A 15,082-nucleotide genomic window follows, 5' to 3' on the forward strand; every position below is an offset into this window, starting at 1 on the left:
GAAAGTCAATCAAGACCTAATGGATCAGCTTGTCGGCTCCATCAGCAAACTGGATCAAGTTTCTGAGGTTTCTCTGTTAGCTCCGCAGCTCGCTTTACCGCTATAATCTAATACGATCTAAAGGATGTTGACCTGTGCGCGTGATTGAGAGATGTGAACATAAATACCTATTAGAAACCACTCAGCTGTATCAAGTGCGGAATCATATGGCTGCCTGCAGCATGGAGCTGGATAATTTCTCCCGAGACGGACCTTACTATGTTCGGAGCTTGTATTTTGACACCGATGATTACCACAGCTTAAATGAGAACTTAGGCGGTTTTTGGGGCCGGATAAAACTGAGGATCCGCTCCTACAGCCCGGAACCTTCAGACCGCCTTTCGGTGGAGCTAAAGACTAAACGGGGAAATCACTCCCTCAAATACAGCACTTTTATTACATATTCCAGCTACCAGACCTTTATGGAGACGAGACATTTTCCCCCCAACGACAATCCGGTTTTAATCGAATTTGAGCGCTTGGTGCATCTGCGCAATCTTAGGCCTAAAGTAATTATCGAGTATGACCGTCAAGGCCTGCGTACTGAGAGAGTAGACAATCTGAGGATCACATTCGACACTAATATCCGCAGCGCAGCCGCCGCAGATCTTTTTCCGGAACGGCCGATATTTCGAACCCATTACGGCAGAGGAGCAATTTTGGAGATCAAATGCATGGGTTTACAGCCGCGCTGGTTGAGTTCGTGTGTGCAGCAGTACGGACTCAAATGGGTGGCAAACAGCAAGTATATGCAGAGCATTGCATTAGCAAGACCGGATCTGGTTAAGCCGTCCGCTGCTCTTTTGCGCATGCCGATGGGAGTTAGTGCGCAGCAGCGTATCTATGTAAGTGGCAGTTATGAGTCTACAACCCATTTTTAATCCTTTAGAGAGGTGATTTACATGAAGCATGTAAAATTGATGCTGGCAGCGCTGATAATGGTGCTCGTGTTGGGAACTGCTGGTCTGGCTTTTACCGATCCACTGCTGGAGTTGGCGGTAAAGCTGGAGTTGGCCAGAATTAACGCAGGCGATGATTTAAAACAGATTACAACTCTTGATCTGCGGGAACTCGGGTTATCCTCATTGGCAGGCATCGAGCAGCTTAATAATCTGGAATCGCTTGATTTGAGGGGAAACCCGATTCGCGACTTGAGCCCGATTCAAAGCCTAACTAAGCTGAAAAGCTTAAATTTGAGAGAAACCTTGGTGACTGACTTAAGCCCTGTTAAGAATCTCACCAATCTGCAGTATTTAAACCTTCATTCCACGCCTGCTGTTGATCTCAGTGTAATCGCTAATTTGAAGAATTTGGAAACGCTGATCATGCGCAACGTTATGGTAGGTGACCAAATAGAAGTAATTGCGGGGTTGACTAACCTGCGCAGATTGAATATCCGCAATACTGGTGTATCTGATTTAACTGTTATTGGCAGCTTGATGGAGCAAGGGGCACTCCAAAACCTGAAGGGATTGGGAATCGATGCGGAAGTCGATATCCGCGATAATCCACTGTTTGCCGATCCTCGATCGGATGATTATGCACCTGTTAGACCATACTGGCAGAATATTGCCGTACGCGAGCCGCTTAGTCTGCCTGAGATTACTGCTCAGCTGGTTTACATTAACGAGGTTATGTCTTCTAATGGAGGAGTAATTCGCGATCGCTACGGAGACAGCCCTGACTGGATTGAACTGTACAACCCCCATGAGCGGGATGTTGACTTATCCGGATTCTACTTAAGTGACTCAGATAATCAGGTAGACAAGTGGCGGATTCCTGACGGTACAGTAATTAAGGCAGGAACTTACCTGCTGATTTTTGCATCAAGCAAAGATACTGTCATCAATGGCGAACTGCACACGAATTTCAACATCAGCGCAGCAGGGGAACCGATTATTCTCTCGGATGCGGAGCTGAGGTTGGTGGACTTCCTGCCGGCGGTAGAGATTCCTCGGAACATCAGCTTTGGCAGAGTGCCGGATGGCGGAAAGGATATGAGGTTCATGACGATCCCGACACCGGGAGTCGAAAATACAGAGCGGGGTTCATATCAGTAAAATGAGCAACAATAAAGTCCCAAGCGCTGCTTGGGACTTCTTTCTATAGGATATGTGTTTGACTTACTGCTTGGATTTGCTTGACAGATGCCACCAGCTGCTTAAATCTTTCAGGTTTCAGCGATTGACTGCCATCTGATAAGGCTGTTTCCGGTTCGTGGTGAACTTCGACCATCAGTCCATCAGCACCAGCAGCAATGGCCGCTTTGGCTAAAGGCTCAACCATCCGCCATTTTCCGGCCGCATGGCTGGGATCGCAGACAACGGGCAGATGAGAAAGCTCTTTGATTGCAACAATCGCGCTGATATCGAGGGTATTGCGGGTATATGTTTCAAATGTGCGAATTCCTCTTTCGCACAGAATGACCTTGTCGTTACCGGCAGCAAGAATATACTCTGCAGCCATCAGCAGCTCCTCAATCGTGGCAGACAAACCACGTTTTAACAGCACCACCCGATCAGTTTGACCCACTTTTTTCAGCAGGGCAAAGTTCTGCATGTTGCGGGCTCCAATCTGAATCACATCCGCATATTCAGCGATCAAGTCCACAGTATCAACCGACATGCATTCTGTTACAATCGGCATTCCGGTCAATTCTTTTGCTTCCTGCAGAAGTTTTAGCCCCTCTTCACCTAATCCTTGAAAGCTGTAAGGGGAAGTACGGGGCTTGAATGCTCCGCCGCGGAGGAGATCGGCACCGCCTAATTTCACCTGTTGAGCAATTGTCATCAGTTGGTCTCTGCTTTCAACAGAGCAGGGTCCTGCGATCATTAGGACATTGCCGCCCCCGATTTTATGACCGGCAATATCAATAACAGTGTCCTCAGGATGGAAAGTGCGGCTGACCCGCTTAAAAGGATGCTGGACTCTTAAAATCCGGTCAACAAAGGGATTGGCTTCAAATTGACTCTCATTCAGATGAATGGTATCTCCGATTAATCCAATTACAGTATAGTTTTCACCCTGTGAGAAATTGATCTCAAATCCTAGCTTGAGCAGCCGATTTTTGATCGCTTCGATTTCCTGGACCGGAGTATTTGGCTTCATGACAATAACCATGGCGGTTCCCCCTTTATAATCGAAAAAGAAACTCAGCCCGAGGGAGCCGATTTTCTTTCAGTAAATTATATAGATTACCCCCCTGATTGTCAAGGGTAAGTGAACTGGATAACTTACATTTAGCGGAAGGATTTTACTTTTAAACTCTCGAAGTGTAAACTACAACTATTTTAGTGTATAATAATCACAGAATATACAGCAAAGAAGGTGATTTTGTGGGGATTGTATCTGAGTTAGTTCGCCACATACCGATCCCGAAAATGGTAAAGGTAAAACAGCGCTTCGACGCTGATCAGTTAGATGATGTAGTGGGAGAGTTGAGAGCCCGACTCCAGGCACCAGAAATTAGGGAGATGATTAAGCCGGGTATGTCGATTGCCATTGCTGTAGGCAGCCGCGGAGTTAATCAGATAGAAGCGATTACTCGGACTACGGTTGAGTTTTTGAAGGAGCTGAAAGCGGAGCCTTTTATCGTTCCCAGCATGGGCAGTCACGGTGGTGCCACCGCTGAAGGCCAGAAGGAAGTTCTCCGCCACCTAGGCATTACTGAGGAGTCGGTTGGAGCACCAATTCGCTCATCGATGGAAGTAAATAAGATTGGTGAGTTAGAAAATGGTCTCCCGGTTTATGTTGATCGATATGCCTGTGAGGCAGATGGTATTGTTGTGATCAACCGTATCAAGCCCCATACAGCGTTTCGCGGTCCGATCGAAAGCGGACTGATGAAAATGCTGAGTATTGGACTTGGCAAGCAAAAAGGCGCAGAGGCCTGCCATCAGCTTGGTTTTAAACATATGGCTGAGCATGTACCGGCAATGGCCAAGGTTATCATTGATAAACTGCCGGTGCTGTTTGGTGTTGGTACTGTAGAAAATGCCTTTGACCGGGTAGCGAAGATTCAAGTAATCCCAGCGCAGAACATCGAAGAAGAGGAAAAGAAGCTGTTAGAGCTGGCCAAGGCTAATATGCCTAAGCTGTGGTTTGACCAGATTGATGTGCTGGTAATTGATGAGATTGGGAAAAACATCAGCGGCGATGGATTCGATCCTAATGTGGTGGGACGCTATCCCACTCCATATGCCTATGGCGGTCCTGATGTCACTAAGATTGTGATTCTTGATTTAACAGAGGAAACAGAGGGGAATGCTAACGGAATCGGTACAGCTGATTTTACGACCAAATACTGTGTGGCTAAGGTGGATTATGAGAAAATATATGCCAATGGGCTGACCTCAACAGTAGTTGCACCTACAAAGATACCAACAACTCTAGACAATGATCGGGAAGCGATTCAAGCGGCTGTAAAGACCAGCAATATCCTTGATTTTACCAAGGTTCGTTTGGTACGCATCAAAAACACCCTTGAAGTAGGCCAAATAGAGGTTTCTGAATCCATGATCCCAGAGGTAGAGAAGCATCCAAATCTGGAGATCTTAACAGAACCTTATGAATGGGAGTTTGACAGCGAAGGCAATCTGATCCGCTGATCAACAATAGATCAAGAGTGGAACACAAACATTTTTAGAAAGGGGCTGGAAAAATTGTCCGATCTATTTAGTTTAGAAGGAAAAACAGCGGTTATCCTGGGAGGAAACAGCACGCTTGCCCGCGCCATTACTGAAGGTTTTGTTAAATATGGCGCAAAGATCGCCTCGGTGGTTATGAGTCCGGAGCTTGCTCCCGAAGTTGAAGAAGAGGTGCGTGCTCTTGGCGGTGAAATCAAGTCATTTTTCGCGGATGTGACCGATTTAGAATCAGTCCAAAAAGCCGCAGATGATATTCAGGCATGGGCTGGTACAATTGATGTCCTGCTGTATGCTCCCGGTGTCAACAGCAGCACTCCATTTTTGGAGCTGGATATGGAAGAGTGGGACAAGATTATGGCTGTTAACCTCAGGGGCTGCGTTGCAGCTTGCCAGATTTTCGCCAAGAAAATGATTGAGCAGGGAACAGGCGGCAGCATTATCAATATTTCGTCTGTTTCATCAGGACCACCCCTGTCTAAGGTATTCACTTATTCTGCTTCTAAAGCAGCTATCAATAACATAACTCAGTATTTAGCTCGAGAATTAGCACCATATAACATTAGAGTAAACGCGATTATTCCCGGCTTTTTCCCAGCCGAGCAGAATCGCAGGATTTTAACAGAAGAACGTGTCGCAGATATCATGCGCCACACTCCAATGAAGCGCTTTGGCGAACCAAGAGAGCTGCAGGGTGTATGTCTCTGGTTAGCATCTGAAAAAGCTTCCAGCTATGTTACTGGATCTTTGGTAAGAGTTGATGGCGGCTTTGGAGCCATGACAATCTAATGAAGTTTTTTGGAGGGGATCACTGTGAAAAGCAGATCGCTTTATTTGGCAGTTTTAGCAGCACTTGTGGTTGTAGGGCTGTTTTCAGCAGTCGCATTGTCCGAGAGTGATACGATCAACATCAAGGTTATTCTCAGTGAAAACAATGGTCAAAATCCGATTGTCTATTACTTTAAACTGAGTAAAGACACCAACTATACACTGCTAGAATTGATGGAGCGCAAATTTGTAATCGAGCAGCAAAACGGGTTCATAACCTCAATTCAAGGCAGAGCCGCATCAACAGAAGCGCGCACCGCTTGGATGTATGACATCAATGGTGAGATGGCCTTCGTTGGAGCAGCCGAGTACAAGATTAAAGATGGAGACGTTTATCACTGGGATTTACGAAAATGGTAGCAGGAAATAAAGTAAAAGAACTAGCGATTATAGCAATGCTTTCAGCTGCTAGTGTTGCGGGCAGGGTTGTAATGACACCAATTCCTGGTCTGCAGCCTACCACAGTTATTGTTATGGTAACAACCATGGGATTGGGATTAAGACAGGGGCTTTTGGTTGTCTTGATCAGCACCATGGTATCCAATCTACAACTTGGGCATGGAGTTTGGACTTTATTCCAGCTCCTTGCCTGGTCTGTGGTGGCAGTGATCAGCTATTTTTACGGGAAAAGCCGCTGGAGTAACTATCTAATTATATCGTCAGTCGTGGCGGGGTTTACCGGAATAATCTACGGCATGATTGTTTCTCTTAACGGTCTGCTGTTCACTAAAAGGATCATTGCATATTATTTAGCAGGCTTACCGCACGATATAACGCACGCCATCGGAAACTTTGCGATTTATTTCGCGATTGGCGGTCGCTTGCAGCGCTTGCTTAAGAGTTACAGCGCGGCTTATTTTGGCAGAAAATAAGCCGCTTTTTTGGAGAATAGGAGGTGATCGTTATCAGCTCATTAGAGATCAGCATAGTTGGTGGCGGCATAGTGTTCTTAATCTTGATCATACTGGCTGTGTTAATTGAGCTGGTCGGGCGTTTTATTGGATCATCGCAGACGGCTGTTAAGAGCCCTCCCAAGGAGAAACCCAAGCTAGTCAATAGCGATTCAGACGAGATAATAAAACGCGATATCGCGATTATTACCGCACTTATGCACCAGCTCGGTCATGAAGGTGATATTAAAGTCAAGGCAATCAAATAGATGGGAGGAAAACAAATGATCAAATATCGGGTAAAAGTAGATGGCAGAGAATATGAAGTAGAAGTGGAACAGCTTACGAAAACAGCAGTCAAATCTGAACCAGCGCAGGCTGAAAAACCTCCAGTAAAGCAAAGTGCTCCAGCTCAAACACCGGCTGGTACTGAAGTAAAGGCACCGCTGGCCGGCACAATTCTATCAGTAAAGGTTAAAGTAGGGGATCAAGTTAACGCAGGAGACGTGCTCTTAACTCTGGAAGCCTTAAAGTTGGAAAACGAGATCACCTCCCCGGTGTCCGGTACTGTTGCACAAATCATCAGTTCAGGTGAAACAGTTGAGACAGACCACGTACTTGCCATCATCAGTTAGGGAGGGGCATTAAATGTTAGCATCGTTGTGGGAAAGTACAGGCTTATACTTTCTTACCTGGCGTGAAGCCTTAATGTTGTGTATCTCGTTTGTCTTGATGTACTTAGGAATTAGGAAAAAATATGAGCCGCTTTTGTTAGTTCCAATTGCCTTTGGGGTTTTCTTGGCAAATTTCCCCATGACTGGAATTATGGATGAAGGCGGTTTGCTGCAGATTTTGTATCAAGGAATTAAGCTGGGTGTTTATCCGCCACTGATTTTTTTGGGTGTTGGCGCTATGACAGATTTTGGCCCCTTAATTGCTAATCCCCGCAGCCTTCTCTTAGGTGCAGCTGCTCAACTGGGGATATTTGGTACTTTTTTTATTGCATCGAAGTTTAATTTTTCTTTTTTAAGCTTTTCTTTAGAAGAAGCCGCTGCTATCGGCATTATTGCCGGTGCCGATGGTCCAACAGCCATCTTTTTAACCGCAATTCTCGCACCACATCTGCTGGCTCCGATTGCTGTGGCAGCCTATTCATATATGGCTTTGGTGCCTATTATTCAGCCACCGATCATGAAGCTTCTGACAACCAAAGAAGAGCGAAAAATCAAAATGACTCAACTTCGCAAAGTAAGCCGGTTGGAGAAAATTTTATTTCCGATTATTGTAACTCTCTTCTCCGGGTTGCTTGTACCGAACTCCCTTCCCCTTGTCGGTACCTTGATGTTCGGTAATCTTCTGCGGGAATGCGGTGTGACTCAAAGATTATCGTATACTGCCCAAAATGAACTGATGAATATTGTAACCATTTTCGTGGGCTTGACTGTAGGCGCCACTGCTAATGGAGAGACATTCCTGAGCCTGCAGACAATAACAATTCTCTTACTAGGCGCAGCGTCTTTTGCAATGTCTACAAGTTTCGGTGTTCTGTTTGGTAAACTGATGTCCGTTCTGTCGAAAGGCAAGATCAATCCATTAATTGGCGCTGCCGGGGTATCCGCTGTTCCGATGAGCGCTAGGGTAGTGCAGGTAGTTGGACAGGAAGAAGACCGCACTAATTTCTTGCTTATGCACGCTATGGGACCTAATGTGGCTGGAGTTATCGGTTCTGCTATCGCTGCCGGTATCCTGCTTTCGGTGTTAGGATAGGAGGGAAAATATGAAGCGAAAGATTGGAATTACCGAAACCTTGTTTAGAGATGCCCACCAGTCCTTGCTGGCAACCAGATTGACAATCGATGATATGCTGCCGGTAGTGGAAATGATTGATGCAGTGGGCTATCATTCAATCGAAATGTGGGGTGGGGCAACATTTGACACATGTCTGCGCTATCTCAACGAAGATCCCTGGGAAAGACTGCGGACCTTACGAAAGCGTCTGCCAAATACCAAACTGCAGATGCTGCTGCGGGGGCAGAATCTGCTGGCGTATCGCCAGTATCCCGATGATGTTGTTGATGCATTTGTAGCAAAATCTGTGGAAAACGGAATTGACATTATTCGCATCTTCGACGCCCTTAATGATACGCGCAATATAGAGCGGGCTATCAAAGCGACAAAGAAAGCTGGGGCACATGCTCAAGCATCAGTGGTCTACACTGTCAGTCCGGTTCACAATATTGAGGGTTATGTTAAAACAGCAGGAGAACTTGCTGAGATGGGAGCAGATTCAATCTGCATTAAGGATATGGCTGGAATTTTAGCACCTGCAGTTGCTAGTGAATTAATTGCCGAGTTGAAAAAGGCGGTAGATCTGCCAATTCAGCTTCATTCCCATTCAACATGCGGCTTAGCCTCTATGACTTACTGGGAGGGAATCCACGCTGGAGCAGATGTAGTTGATACTGCCATTTCAGCATTGGCTTTAGGTACTTCACAGCCGCCGACCGAGTCGCTGGTAAAGTCACTTCAGAGTACGGAGTACGATACCGGCCTTGATCTGGAGCTGCTAGCCAAGATTAATAATGAAATAAAGGAAATCCTAGGTAACTACCAGAGACCGCAGGTAACTGTAAATACAGAGGTATTGATCAGTCAGATTCCAGGCGGTATGCTCTCTAACCTAAGAGCCCAATTGGATCAGCAGAAGCTCAGCCATAAATACGATGAGATTCTCAGCGAAGTGCCGCAGGTGCGCAAAGAGTTGGGCTATCCGCCGCTGGTAACTCCTATGAGTCAGATTGTCGGCACCCAGGCTGTGCTGAATATTGTTACCGGTGAAAGGTACAAGATTAAAACCAAAGAAATCAAGGACTATGTTAAGGGTCTTTACGGACGTCCTCCTGTGCCAATCGAGCCGGATGTTCGGAAAATGATTATCGGAGATGAAGAACCGATTACACATCGTCCTGCAGATAGTTTGGCTCCTGGGATGGAGGCTGCCAGAGAAGAAATCAAGGATTTGGCTAAGAGTGATGAAGATGTTCTCAGCTATATCCTTTTCCCAGAATATGCCCGACAGTTTTTCATGAACCGCAGGTAGGATACTCGTTTTCATGGAGGGCAAGCTATAGGGGATAAGGAGGTTGATGCAGCATTAAACGCATTATGATTCTAGGAATAATTGTCGTGGTGCTGTGCTCCTTAGTGCTTGGCAGCAGCGCATTCGCAGCCGAAGAGGAAACGCGCAGCCAAAAAGGAGTATCAGACGCATCTGAACTTGCCCCTCTGCCCTCGAAAAAAACTGAAAATACCTTGGCGAGATGGGCCTTATGGGGAACCATCGGCTTAGTAGCTTTCGCGATTTTGGTAAACGCTGCACGCAGGAAAATCAAATAAAAAAGGGCTTGAGCGGCCCTTTTTTATTGCAGCAAAGTGAGTTTTATCAAAAACAGTTTGGCTGTACAGTCACTGAGAGAGGGGGAACACGGTCTGCTGAGACCGAGTATGATGAGAAAGCGAGTTATTTATGTTCTGATTGCAGTAATTCTTTTAACTCAAGCTGTTTATGGCAAACCTGCAGACCAAGAGACTATTGATCTGCTCTTGGCTGCGGGAGATCCTAATGTCCTTAGTGCCTGGAATGCTCTTCGCAAGCTTCAAGCGGAAGCCCCTGAGCTAGCTGAGTTTGGGGTGGAAGCTGCTGTGATGGTAACTCCTTATTTAGCACATCCTGACTATGGTGTCAATGCGGCAAATATTCTCAAACGCAATCCGGCAGAAACAGTTCCGTATTTAGCGGAACTGATTAACAGCAGTGAATGGGGAGATGGTGTAAAGGGCCAAGCGGTCAGGGTTTTAGCAGAGGTTGCAGCAAAACATTCTGATGCTGTTCGCATCCTAGATTTACTTTTGAATGATGAGACCGCACCCTATTTGGTTAGGGTTGAAGCCCTAGCGGGACTGCGCAGGCTCGGCTTTGAGGAGGAAACAGCAAATTTTACTTATCTCAATGATTATGTGCAGAATGGCAGGATCATTGTTAGAATTGACAACACCAGCGGTCAAGCTATCATCAATGGCTTAGTTACAGGAATTGTCCCGCTTCCTCAAGGTATGGATGATCTGCAGCTTAGGTTAGTTGATTCTGGAGGCAAACCGATTCCCGCTCGGTTTAAAACTTTAAACACTTGGCCTGACGGCAGTCCCAGAGTTGTGGAGATTAAGGCATTAGCTTCCCTCGAACCTTACCAAACGCTTATCGGCGAACTCATCCTGGATAAAGGCGGTCAAATGGCTGAGGAATCGGATATGAGTGATGGACAAGCACAGAACAGGCTTGAACTCACCGTCCTCGCTTCTGGTTTAGAGTACTTGTCGGATATTGAACTTCCATACAATGAGGGGTGGCTGGATTTGATAGTTGTTGCTAAAGATGGGACTGGAGATTTTACCAAAGTTCAGGATGCAATTGATGCTGTACCGGAGAACAACAGTGAGCGGCGCTATATTTACATCCGCAATGGTGTCTACGAGGAAAAGCTAGTTATACCGAACAATAAGCCCCTGATCAGTTTGATTGGCGAAAGCAGTGAGCACACAATACTGACTTACAGTGATAGTTCCAGTACAATCGGTCCCAGCGGATCAGCTCTTGGAACTACCGGCAGTACCAGTGTTGCTGCTCGCGGCAGTGACTTTACTGTCGAGAATCTTACATTTCAAAATACAGCAGGGATGTACGCCGGGCAGGCTGTGGCTATCCGAACTACTGGAGACCGCATGGTATTTAAGAATGTGCGTTTCCTTGGTTTTCAGGATACGCTGTACGTGACCGAAGGGCGCCAGTACTTTGTTGACTGCTATATCTATGGTGATGTCGATTTTATCTTTGGTAATGCAACTGCGGTGTTTGAAAACTGCGATATTGTCGCTTCGCCTAAGGGTGGGTATGTGACTGCAGCTTCGACTAACCAGGAAGCAGAGTTCGGCTATCTGTTCCTTAACTGCAGGTTTACTAGTGAATCAGGGCCGAATAAGTATTATCTTGGCAGGCCGTGGCGGCCTTATGCCCATGTTGCTGTAATCAACTGCTATTTGGGTGATCACATTAGACCGGAGGGCTGGCATAACTGGAACGATCCTGCTAATGAAGAAACTGCGCAGTACTATGAGTATCAGAATTACGGACCAGGTGCCAACACAGATGCCCGTGTTTCCTGGGCTAAAGTCCTAACTGCGGAAGAAGCAGCCAAATACACTGTGGAAAACGTCTTAGCTGGTACCGATGGCTGGAATCCCAAGGTAAGAAAATAATAAAAGAGCTGGGCTGCCAGCTCTTTTATCATATTTAAAACTCTGAGAGGGCGTCTTGGCAGATTGCCAGAACCAGCTCCACACTGTTTTCGACATCCCGCATATCAACCATTTCTGAAACTGTGTGCACATAGCGGCATGGGATGGAGATTGTACCAGATGGTACACCATCCTTGGTCAGATGAATTGCTCCGGCATCAGTGCCGCCGGCTTCTAAAACTTCTAACTGGTATTTGATGTTGTTATCTTTGGCCAGGCGAACCATCAGATCTTTTACCTTAGGATGAGCGATTACTGATGAGTCTTTAACCTTGATTGCCGTTCCCGCGCCTAAGCTGACATCCATCCGATGTGCTTCGGGAGTGTCACCGGTTCTGGTAACATCGAGTGCAACACCCAGATCCGGATCGATTCCATAGGCAGCTGTGCGTGCTCCCCGCAGTCCTACTTCTTCTTGGACGCTGAAGACAAAGTAGAGGTCATGCTCGGATTTTTCAAGTCTGCGGATCGCTTCAATCAGCACCGCGCATCCAACGCGGTCATCCAAGGCTTTGGCAATAATGCGGTTGCCCAGATCAGCAAACTCGCGGTGAAATACAGCAAAATCGCCAATGGATACTTTTTCTCGAGCCTCTTTTTCTGACTCTGCTCCGATATCGATGTACATCTTGTCGATTGCTAAATCTTTAAGGTCGCCTTTTTCGCGGCCGACGACCCCAACTACTCCGTTAGCAAAGCGGACGCGGTTGCCGAGCAGGGTGAGTGGGTTAAGACCGCCGACATTGCTGAAACGCAGAAAACCGTTTTCGTCGATGTAGGTGACGATAACACCAATCTCATCGGCGTGTGCTGAGAACATTACCTTTTTGCCAGATCCTTTTTTGCGGGCAATTAAGTTACCCAGAGTATCAACATAACATTCATCAACGTAGTCTTTTACGATCTCTTTAATTTTATCGGTAACTTCGCTTTCAAAACCGGTGGGGCCATAGCTTTCTACCAGTTCTTTAATCAAGCTCTTCATCTAAAACTCTCCTCCTTCTTCTTCGATACTGCGCAGGAATGCTTTAACCAGTTTAACTGCATTTTCATAGTCAGATTTGCTGCAGATTGCAGCGGGTGAATGAATGTAGCGGCAGGGCAGAGCGATAACTGCTGTCCTTACCCCCGTGCGGCTCTGCTGAATTTTTCCGGCATCGGTTCCACCGGCTGTATGGCGGCGGTACTGCACGGGAATATTGTGTTTTTCAGCCAGCTTCATCAGTTTTGCCACAAGGCGTGGATCCGGTATGACCGAGCTGTCCATTACTGTTAAACTAGGTCCTTTTCCGACCGAGGTGGCGTGTTTATGTTCGGGTATTTCCGGAACATCAGAGGCCGTTGTACCTTCTAAAACTAGGGCAATATCCGGTTCGACCTGGTATGCAGCTGTACCGGCACCCCGCAGGCCAACTTCTTCTTGGACAGTAAATACGCCGTACAGCGGAAATTCATAGCTGTCTTTTAACAGATCGATTAGCATTGCGCAGCCAATGCGATCATCAAGAGCTTTGGCTTTGATTTTATCAGGACCCATTTCCGCATACTTAGTAGTGAAATAAGCTAAATCGCCTATGCTTACTAAGCGCTCAGCCTCTTCTTTTTTAGTAGCCCCGATATCGATGTACAGCTCGTCAATGGATAAGGCTTTATTCCGCTCGTCTGGTCGCTGCAGATGGATAGGTTTAGAGCCGATAACACCGGGGACGCGATTTTTTCCAATGACAACCGTTTTAGCTACGAGAACGCGCGGATCGATTCCACCAATGGGATTAAATTTCAGCAGCCCGGAGTTTTCGATGCTTAAAATCATCAACGCTACTTCATCCATATGCGCTGCCAGCATTACTTTCGGCCCTTGTTTGACTCCGTTTTTTACTGTAATCAAATTGCCTAAAGCATCGGTTTTGATTTCATCGACTATTCCGGTTACTTCTTTTCGGATAAGATCCCGGACTTCATGCTCTTGCCCCGGTCCGCCGCAGGCTTCAGTCAGTCTTTTTAAAAGCACTTTAATCCCTCCACAAATTCCTGATCTAATTCAGAAATAAATTTTGCAAGTAAACGTGCTGTCTTGCGGACATCTTCATAGTTCAGCGTTTCAACAGCCGTGTGCATATATCTGAGCGGCAGCGAGAGCAGAGCAGTAGGAATTCCATCTTGAGTAATTTGAATTGCATATGCATCGGTTCCGCCTGGGCGGGTTGCCGGCTCGAGGGTATAGCTGATATTCCAATCTTTTGCTGTCTGCACAAACCGTTCATAGAGCTTTGGATGGACGTGGGGTCCAAGGGCAATTCCTGGTCCTCCGCCTACTTTAATCGTGCGGTAATCCTGAACCCCGGGCATATCTCCGTGTCCGACATCCAGAGCAATGCCTATATCAGGCATAATTCCATATGTACTGGTTGTGGCTCCGCGGACACCGACTTCTTCCTGGACTGTGGCGACAGCGTAAACATCAGCTAGATGGTTAACATTCTGCAGTTCTTTCAGGCACTCCAGCATGACAGCCACACAGGCGCGATCATCCATCGCCTTGCCGGCTAGATGCGAACCATTAAGATTTACAACCTGCTGATTGATGGTGACTAAATCACCAACACTTACCAATTCCTCTACCTGTTTGCGGTTGTCATAACCAATGTCAATGTATAACTCATCCATTGGAACCGCGCTGGTCCGCTCTGCTGGAGTCTGAATGTGGGGAGGCTTGGCTCCGATCACGCCTAATAGTTTTTCCTTACCGTGGACAATAACTTCCTGAGCAAGCAGCACGCGCTGATCGATTCCGCCTATTGTGCTGAAGCGCAGAAAACCTTCGTCTTCGATCTTAGTAATAATTAAGCCAATTTCGTCCATATGAGCTGCCAGCATCACCTTAGGACCCGGCTTGCCATTACTTTTTGTAGCCCGCTTCAGCATGACCAGGTTTCCCAGCTTGTCGCGGCGGATTTCATCTGCCCATGGACAGTTCTGCTCTAAATAATCCGCAAGCTCGTGTTCATAACCGGAAACCCCTGCAGCTTCTGACAGGTTGATCAAGATATCTTTAACGTTCAACTCCAATCACTCCTTTTCGTGGTTATTTTCATTCTAAGGATCGTATCTTTTCTGCATCCGTCTGAGGATATTGATTTGGGTGTTAAGCAGCTGGTCGCACTCAAGGATGGCGTGCTGAAGGTCCTTGTTCTTTTCTTTGTCAACTAATTGATAGGATTCCTCAAAAAGACGTTTTTCGTCAGCAAGCCTATCCAAAAGTCGCCAAATAATATCCTTTGGTTCCAATCTCTGCTCATCCTCTCCATAATCAATCTTTTTCCATTATAA

At 46.5% G+C, this 15,082-nt stretch carries 17 protein-coding genes; 12 read left to right on the top strand and 5 right to left on the bottom strand.

What is annotated here, in order from left to right:
• The first annotated feature begins 140 nt into the window (after positions 1-140).
• Entirely contained in the window at positions 141-920 is a 780-nt protein-coding gene (locus GX019_06585) for a polyphosphate polymerase domain-containing protein (protein HHT36827.1), read from the top strand.
• Between the two features lie 21 nt (positions 921-941).
• The gene (locus GX019_06590; protein HHT36828.1) at positions 942-2,099 is read left to right on the top strand and encodes a hypothetical protein; all 1,158 of its coding nucleotides are present in this window, start codon (positions 942-944) and stop codon (positions 2,097-2,099) included.
• A gap of 43 nt (positions 2,100-2,142) precedes the next feature.
• Here GX019_06590 and aroF read toward each other — a convergent pair whose 3' ends face one another.
• Positions 2,143-3,159 carry a 3-deoxy-7-phosphoheptulonate synthase gene (gene aroF, locus GX019_06595; GenBank protein HHT36829.1) on the bottom strand — a complete coding sequence of 339 codons (1,017 nt, stop codon included), beginning with the start codon at positions 3,157-3,159 and terminating at the stop codon, positions 2,143-2,145.
• A gap of 215 nt (positions 3,160-3,374) precedes the next feature.
• Between aroF and GX019_06600 the strand changes: the two genes are divergently transcribed.
• From GX019_06600 to GX019_06645, 10 genes are all read left to right on the top strand, one after another.
• Positions 3,375-4,646 carry a DUF2088 domain-containing protein gene (locus GX019_06600; protein HHT36830.1) on the top strand — a complete coding sequence of 424 codons (1,272 nt, stop codon included), beginning with the start codon at positions 3,375-3,377 and terminating at the stop codon, positions 4,644-4,646.
• A 54-nt stretch (positions 4,647-4,700) separates the two neighbouring features.
• Positions 4,701-5,471: an SDR family oxidoreductase gene (locus GX019_06605; GenBank protein HHT36831.1), complete on the top strand. Its 771-nt coding sequence runs from the start codon at positions 4,701-4,703 to the stop codon at positions 5,469-5,471.
• Positions 5,472-5,684: 213 nt separating this feature from the next.
• Entirely contained in the window at positions 5,685-5,870 is a 186-nt protein-coding gene (locus GX019_06610) for a DUF4430 domain-containing protein (GenBank protein ID HHT36832.1), read from the top strand.
• The gene (locus GX019_06615) at positions 5,864-6,382 is read left to right on the top strand and encodes an ECF transporter S component (GenBank protein HHT36833.1); all 519 of its coding nucleotides are present in this window, start codon (positions 5,864-5,866) and stop codon (positions 6,380-6,382) included. Before GX019_06610 ends, GX019_06615 begins: the two co-directional genes overlap by 7 nt.
• Positions 6,383-6,405: 23 nt before the next feature.
• On the top strand, positions 6,406-6,669 hold the full coding sequence (locus GX019_06620) for a hypothetical protein (GenBank protein ID HHT36834.1): 264 nt from the start codon (positions 6,406-6,408) through the stop codon (positions 6,667-6,669).
• Positions 6,670-6,684: 15 nt separating this feature from the next.
• Positions 6,685-7,035 carry a biotin/lipoyl-binding protein gene (locus tag GX019_06625; GenBank protein ID HHT36835.1) on the top strand — a complete coding sequence of 117 codons (351 nt, stop codon included), beginning with the start codon at positions 6,685-6,687 and terminating at the stop codon, positions 7,033-7,035.
• Positions 7,036-7,048: 13 nt separating this feature from the next.
• Entirely contained in the window at positions 7,049-8,167 is a 1,119-nt protein-coding gene (locus tag GX019_06630) for a sodium ion-translocating decarboxylase subunit beta (GenBank protein HHT36836.1), read from the top strand.
• Between the two features lie 10 nt (positions 8,168-8,177).
• A complete protein-coding gene (locus GX019_06635) occupies positions 8,178-9,500 on the top strand; it encodes an oxaloacetate decarboxylase subunit alpha (GenBank protein HHT36837.1) in 1,323 nt (440 codons plus the stop codon).
• Between the two features lie 65 nt (positions 9,501-9,565).
• Complete coding sequence (locus GX019_06640) at positions 9,566-9,796, top strand: hypothetical protein (GenBank protein ID HHT36838.1); 231 nt, start codon at positions 9,566-9,568, stop codon at positions 9,794-9,796.
• A gap of 912 nt (positions 9,797-10,708) precedes the next feature.
• Positions 10,709-11,713, top strand: coding sequence for a pectin esterase (locus GX019_06645; protein ID HHT36839.1), 1,005 nt, complete (start codon positions 10,709-10,711; stop codon positions 11,711-11,713).
• Positions 11,714-11,747: 34 nt separating this feature from the next.
• Here the strand turns inward: GX019_06645 and GX019_06650 are convergent, their stop codons facing one another.
• From GX019_06650 to GX019_06665, 4 genes are read right to left on the bottom strand one after another with little or no spacing between them, the layout of a single operon-like run.
• The gene (locus GX019_06650; protein ID HHT36840.1) at positions 11,748-12,737 is read right to left on the bottom strand and encodes a M42 family metallopeptidase; all 990 of its coding nucleotides are present in this window, start codon (positions 12,735-12,737) and stop codon (positions 11,748-11,750) included.
• Entirely contained in the window at positions 12,738-13,763 is a 1,026-nt protein-coding gene (locus GX019_06655) for a M42 family metallopeptidase (protein ID HHT36841.1), read from the bottom strand. It lies immediately after the preceding gene.
• A complete protein-coding gene (locus tag GX019_06660; GenBank protein ID HHT36842.1) occupies positions 13,754-14,815 on the bottom strand; it encodes a M42 family metallopeptidase in 1,062 nt (353 codons plus the stop codon). The genes GX019_06655 and GX019_06660 overlap by 10 nt, the downstream gene beginning before the upstream one ends.
• Before the next feature lie 33 nt (positions 14,816-14,848).
• The gene (locus GX019_06665) at positions 14,849-15,040 is read right to left on the bottom strand and encodes a hypothetical protein (GenBank protein HHT36843.1); all 192 of its coding nucleotides are present in this window, start codon (positions 15,038-15,040) and stop codon (positions 14,849-14,851) included.
• Positions 15,041-15,082 lie beyond the last annotated feature (42 nt).

Source organism: Bacillota bacterium (genome assembly GCA_012837335.1).
Classification (GTDB): Bacteria; Bacillota; Limnochordia; order Darwinibacteriales; family DTU012; genus DTU012.

Excerpts from the sequence above, each read along its gene's own strand:
- GX019_06590 (HHT36828.1), top strand. The coding sequence starts at position 942 with ATGAAGCATGTAAAATTGATGCTGGCAGCGCTGATAATGGTGCTCGTG.
- GX019_06610 (HHT36832.1), top strand. The coding sequence starts at position 5,685 with ATGGAGCGCAAATTTGTAATCGAGCAGCAAAACGGGTTCATAACCTCA.
- GX019_06645 (HHT36839.1), top strand. The coding sequence starts at position 10,709 with ATGAGTGATGGACAAGCACAGAACAGGCTTGAACTCACCGTCCTCGCT.
- GX019_06625 (HHT36835.1), top strand. The coding sequence starts at position 6,685 with ATGATCAAATATCGGGTAAAAGTAGATGGCAGAGAATATGAAGTAGAA.
- GX019_06630 (HHT36836.1), top strand. The coding sequence starts at position 7,049 with ATGTTAGCATCGTTGTGGGAAAGTACAGGCTTATACTTTCTTACCTGG.
- GX019_06650 (HHT36840.1), bottom strand. The coding sequence starts at position 12,737 with ATGAAGAGCTTGATTAAAGAACTGGTAGAAAGCTATGGCCCCACCGGT.
- GX019_06640 (HHT36838.1), top strand. The coding sequence starts at position 9,566 with ATGATTCTAGGAATAATTGTCGTGGTGCTGTGCTCCTTAGTGCTTGGC.
- GX019_06615 (HHT36833.1), top strand. The coding sequence starts at position 5,864 with ATGGTAGCAGGAAATAAAGTAAAAGAACTAGCGATTATAGCAATGCTT.
- GX019_06635 (HHT36837.1), top strand. The coding sequence starts at position 8,178 with ATGAAGCGAAAGATTGGAATTACCGAAACCTTGTTTAGAGATGCCCAC.
- aroF (HHT36829.1), bottom strand. The coding sequence starts at position 3,159 with ATGGTTATTGTCATGAAGCCAAATACTCCGGTCCAGGAAATCGAAGCG.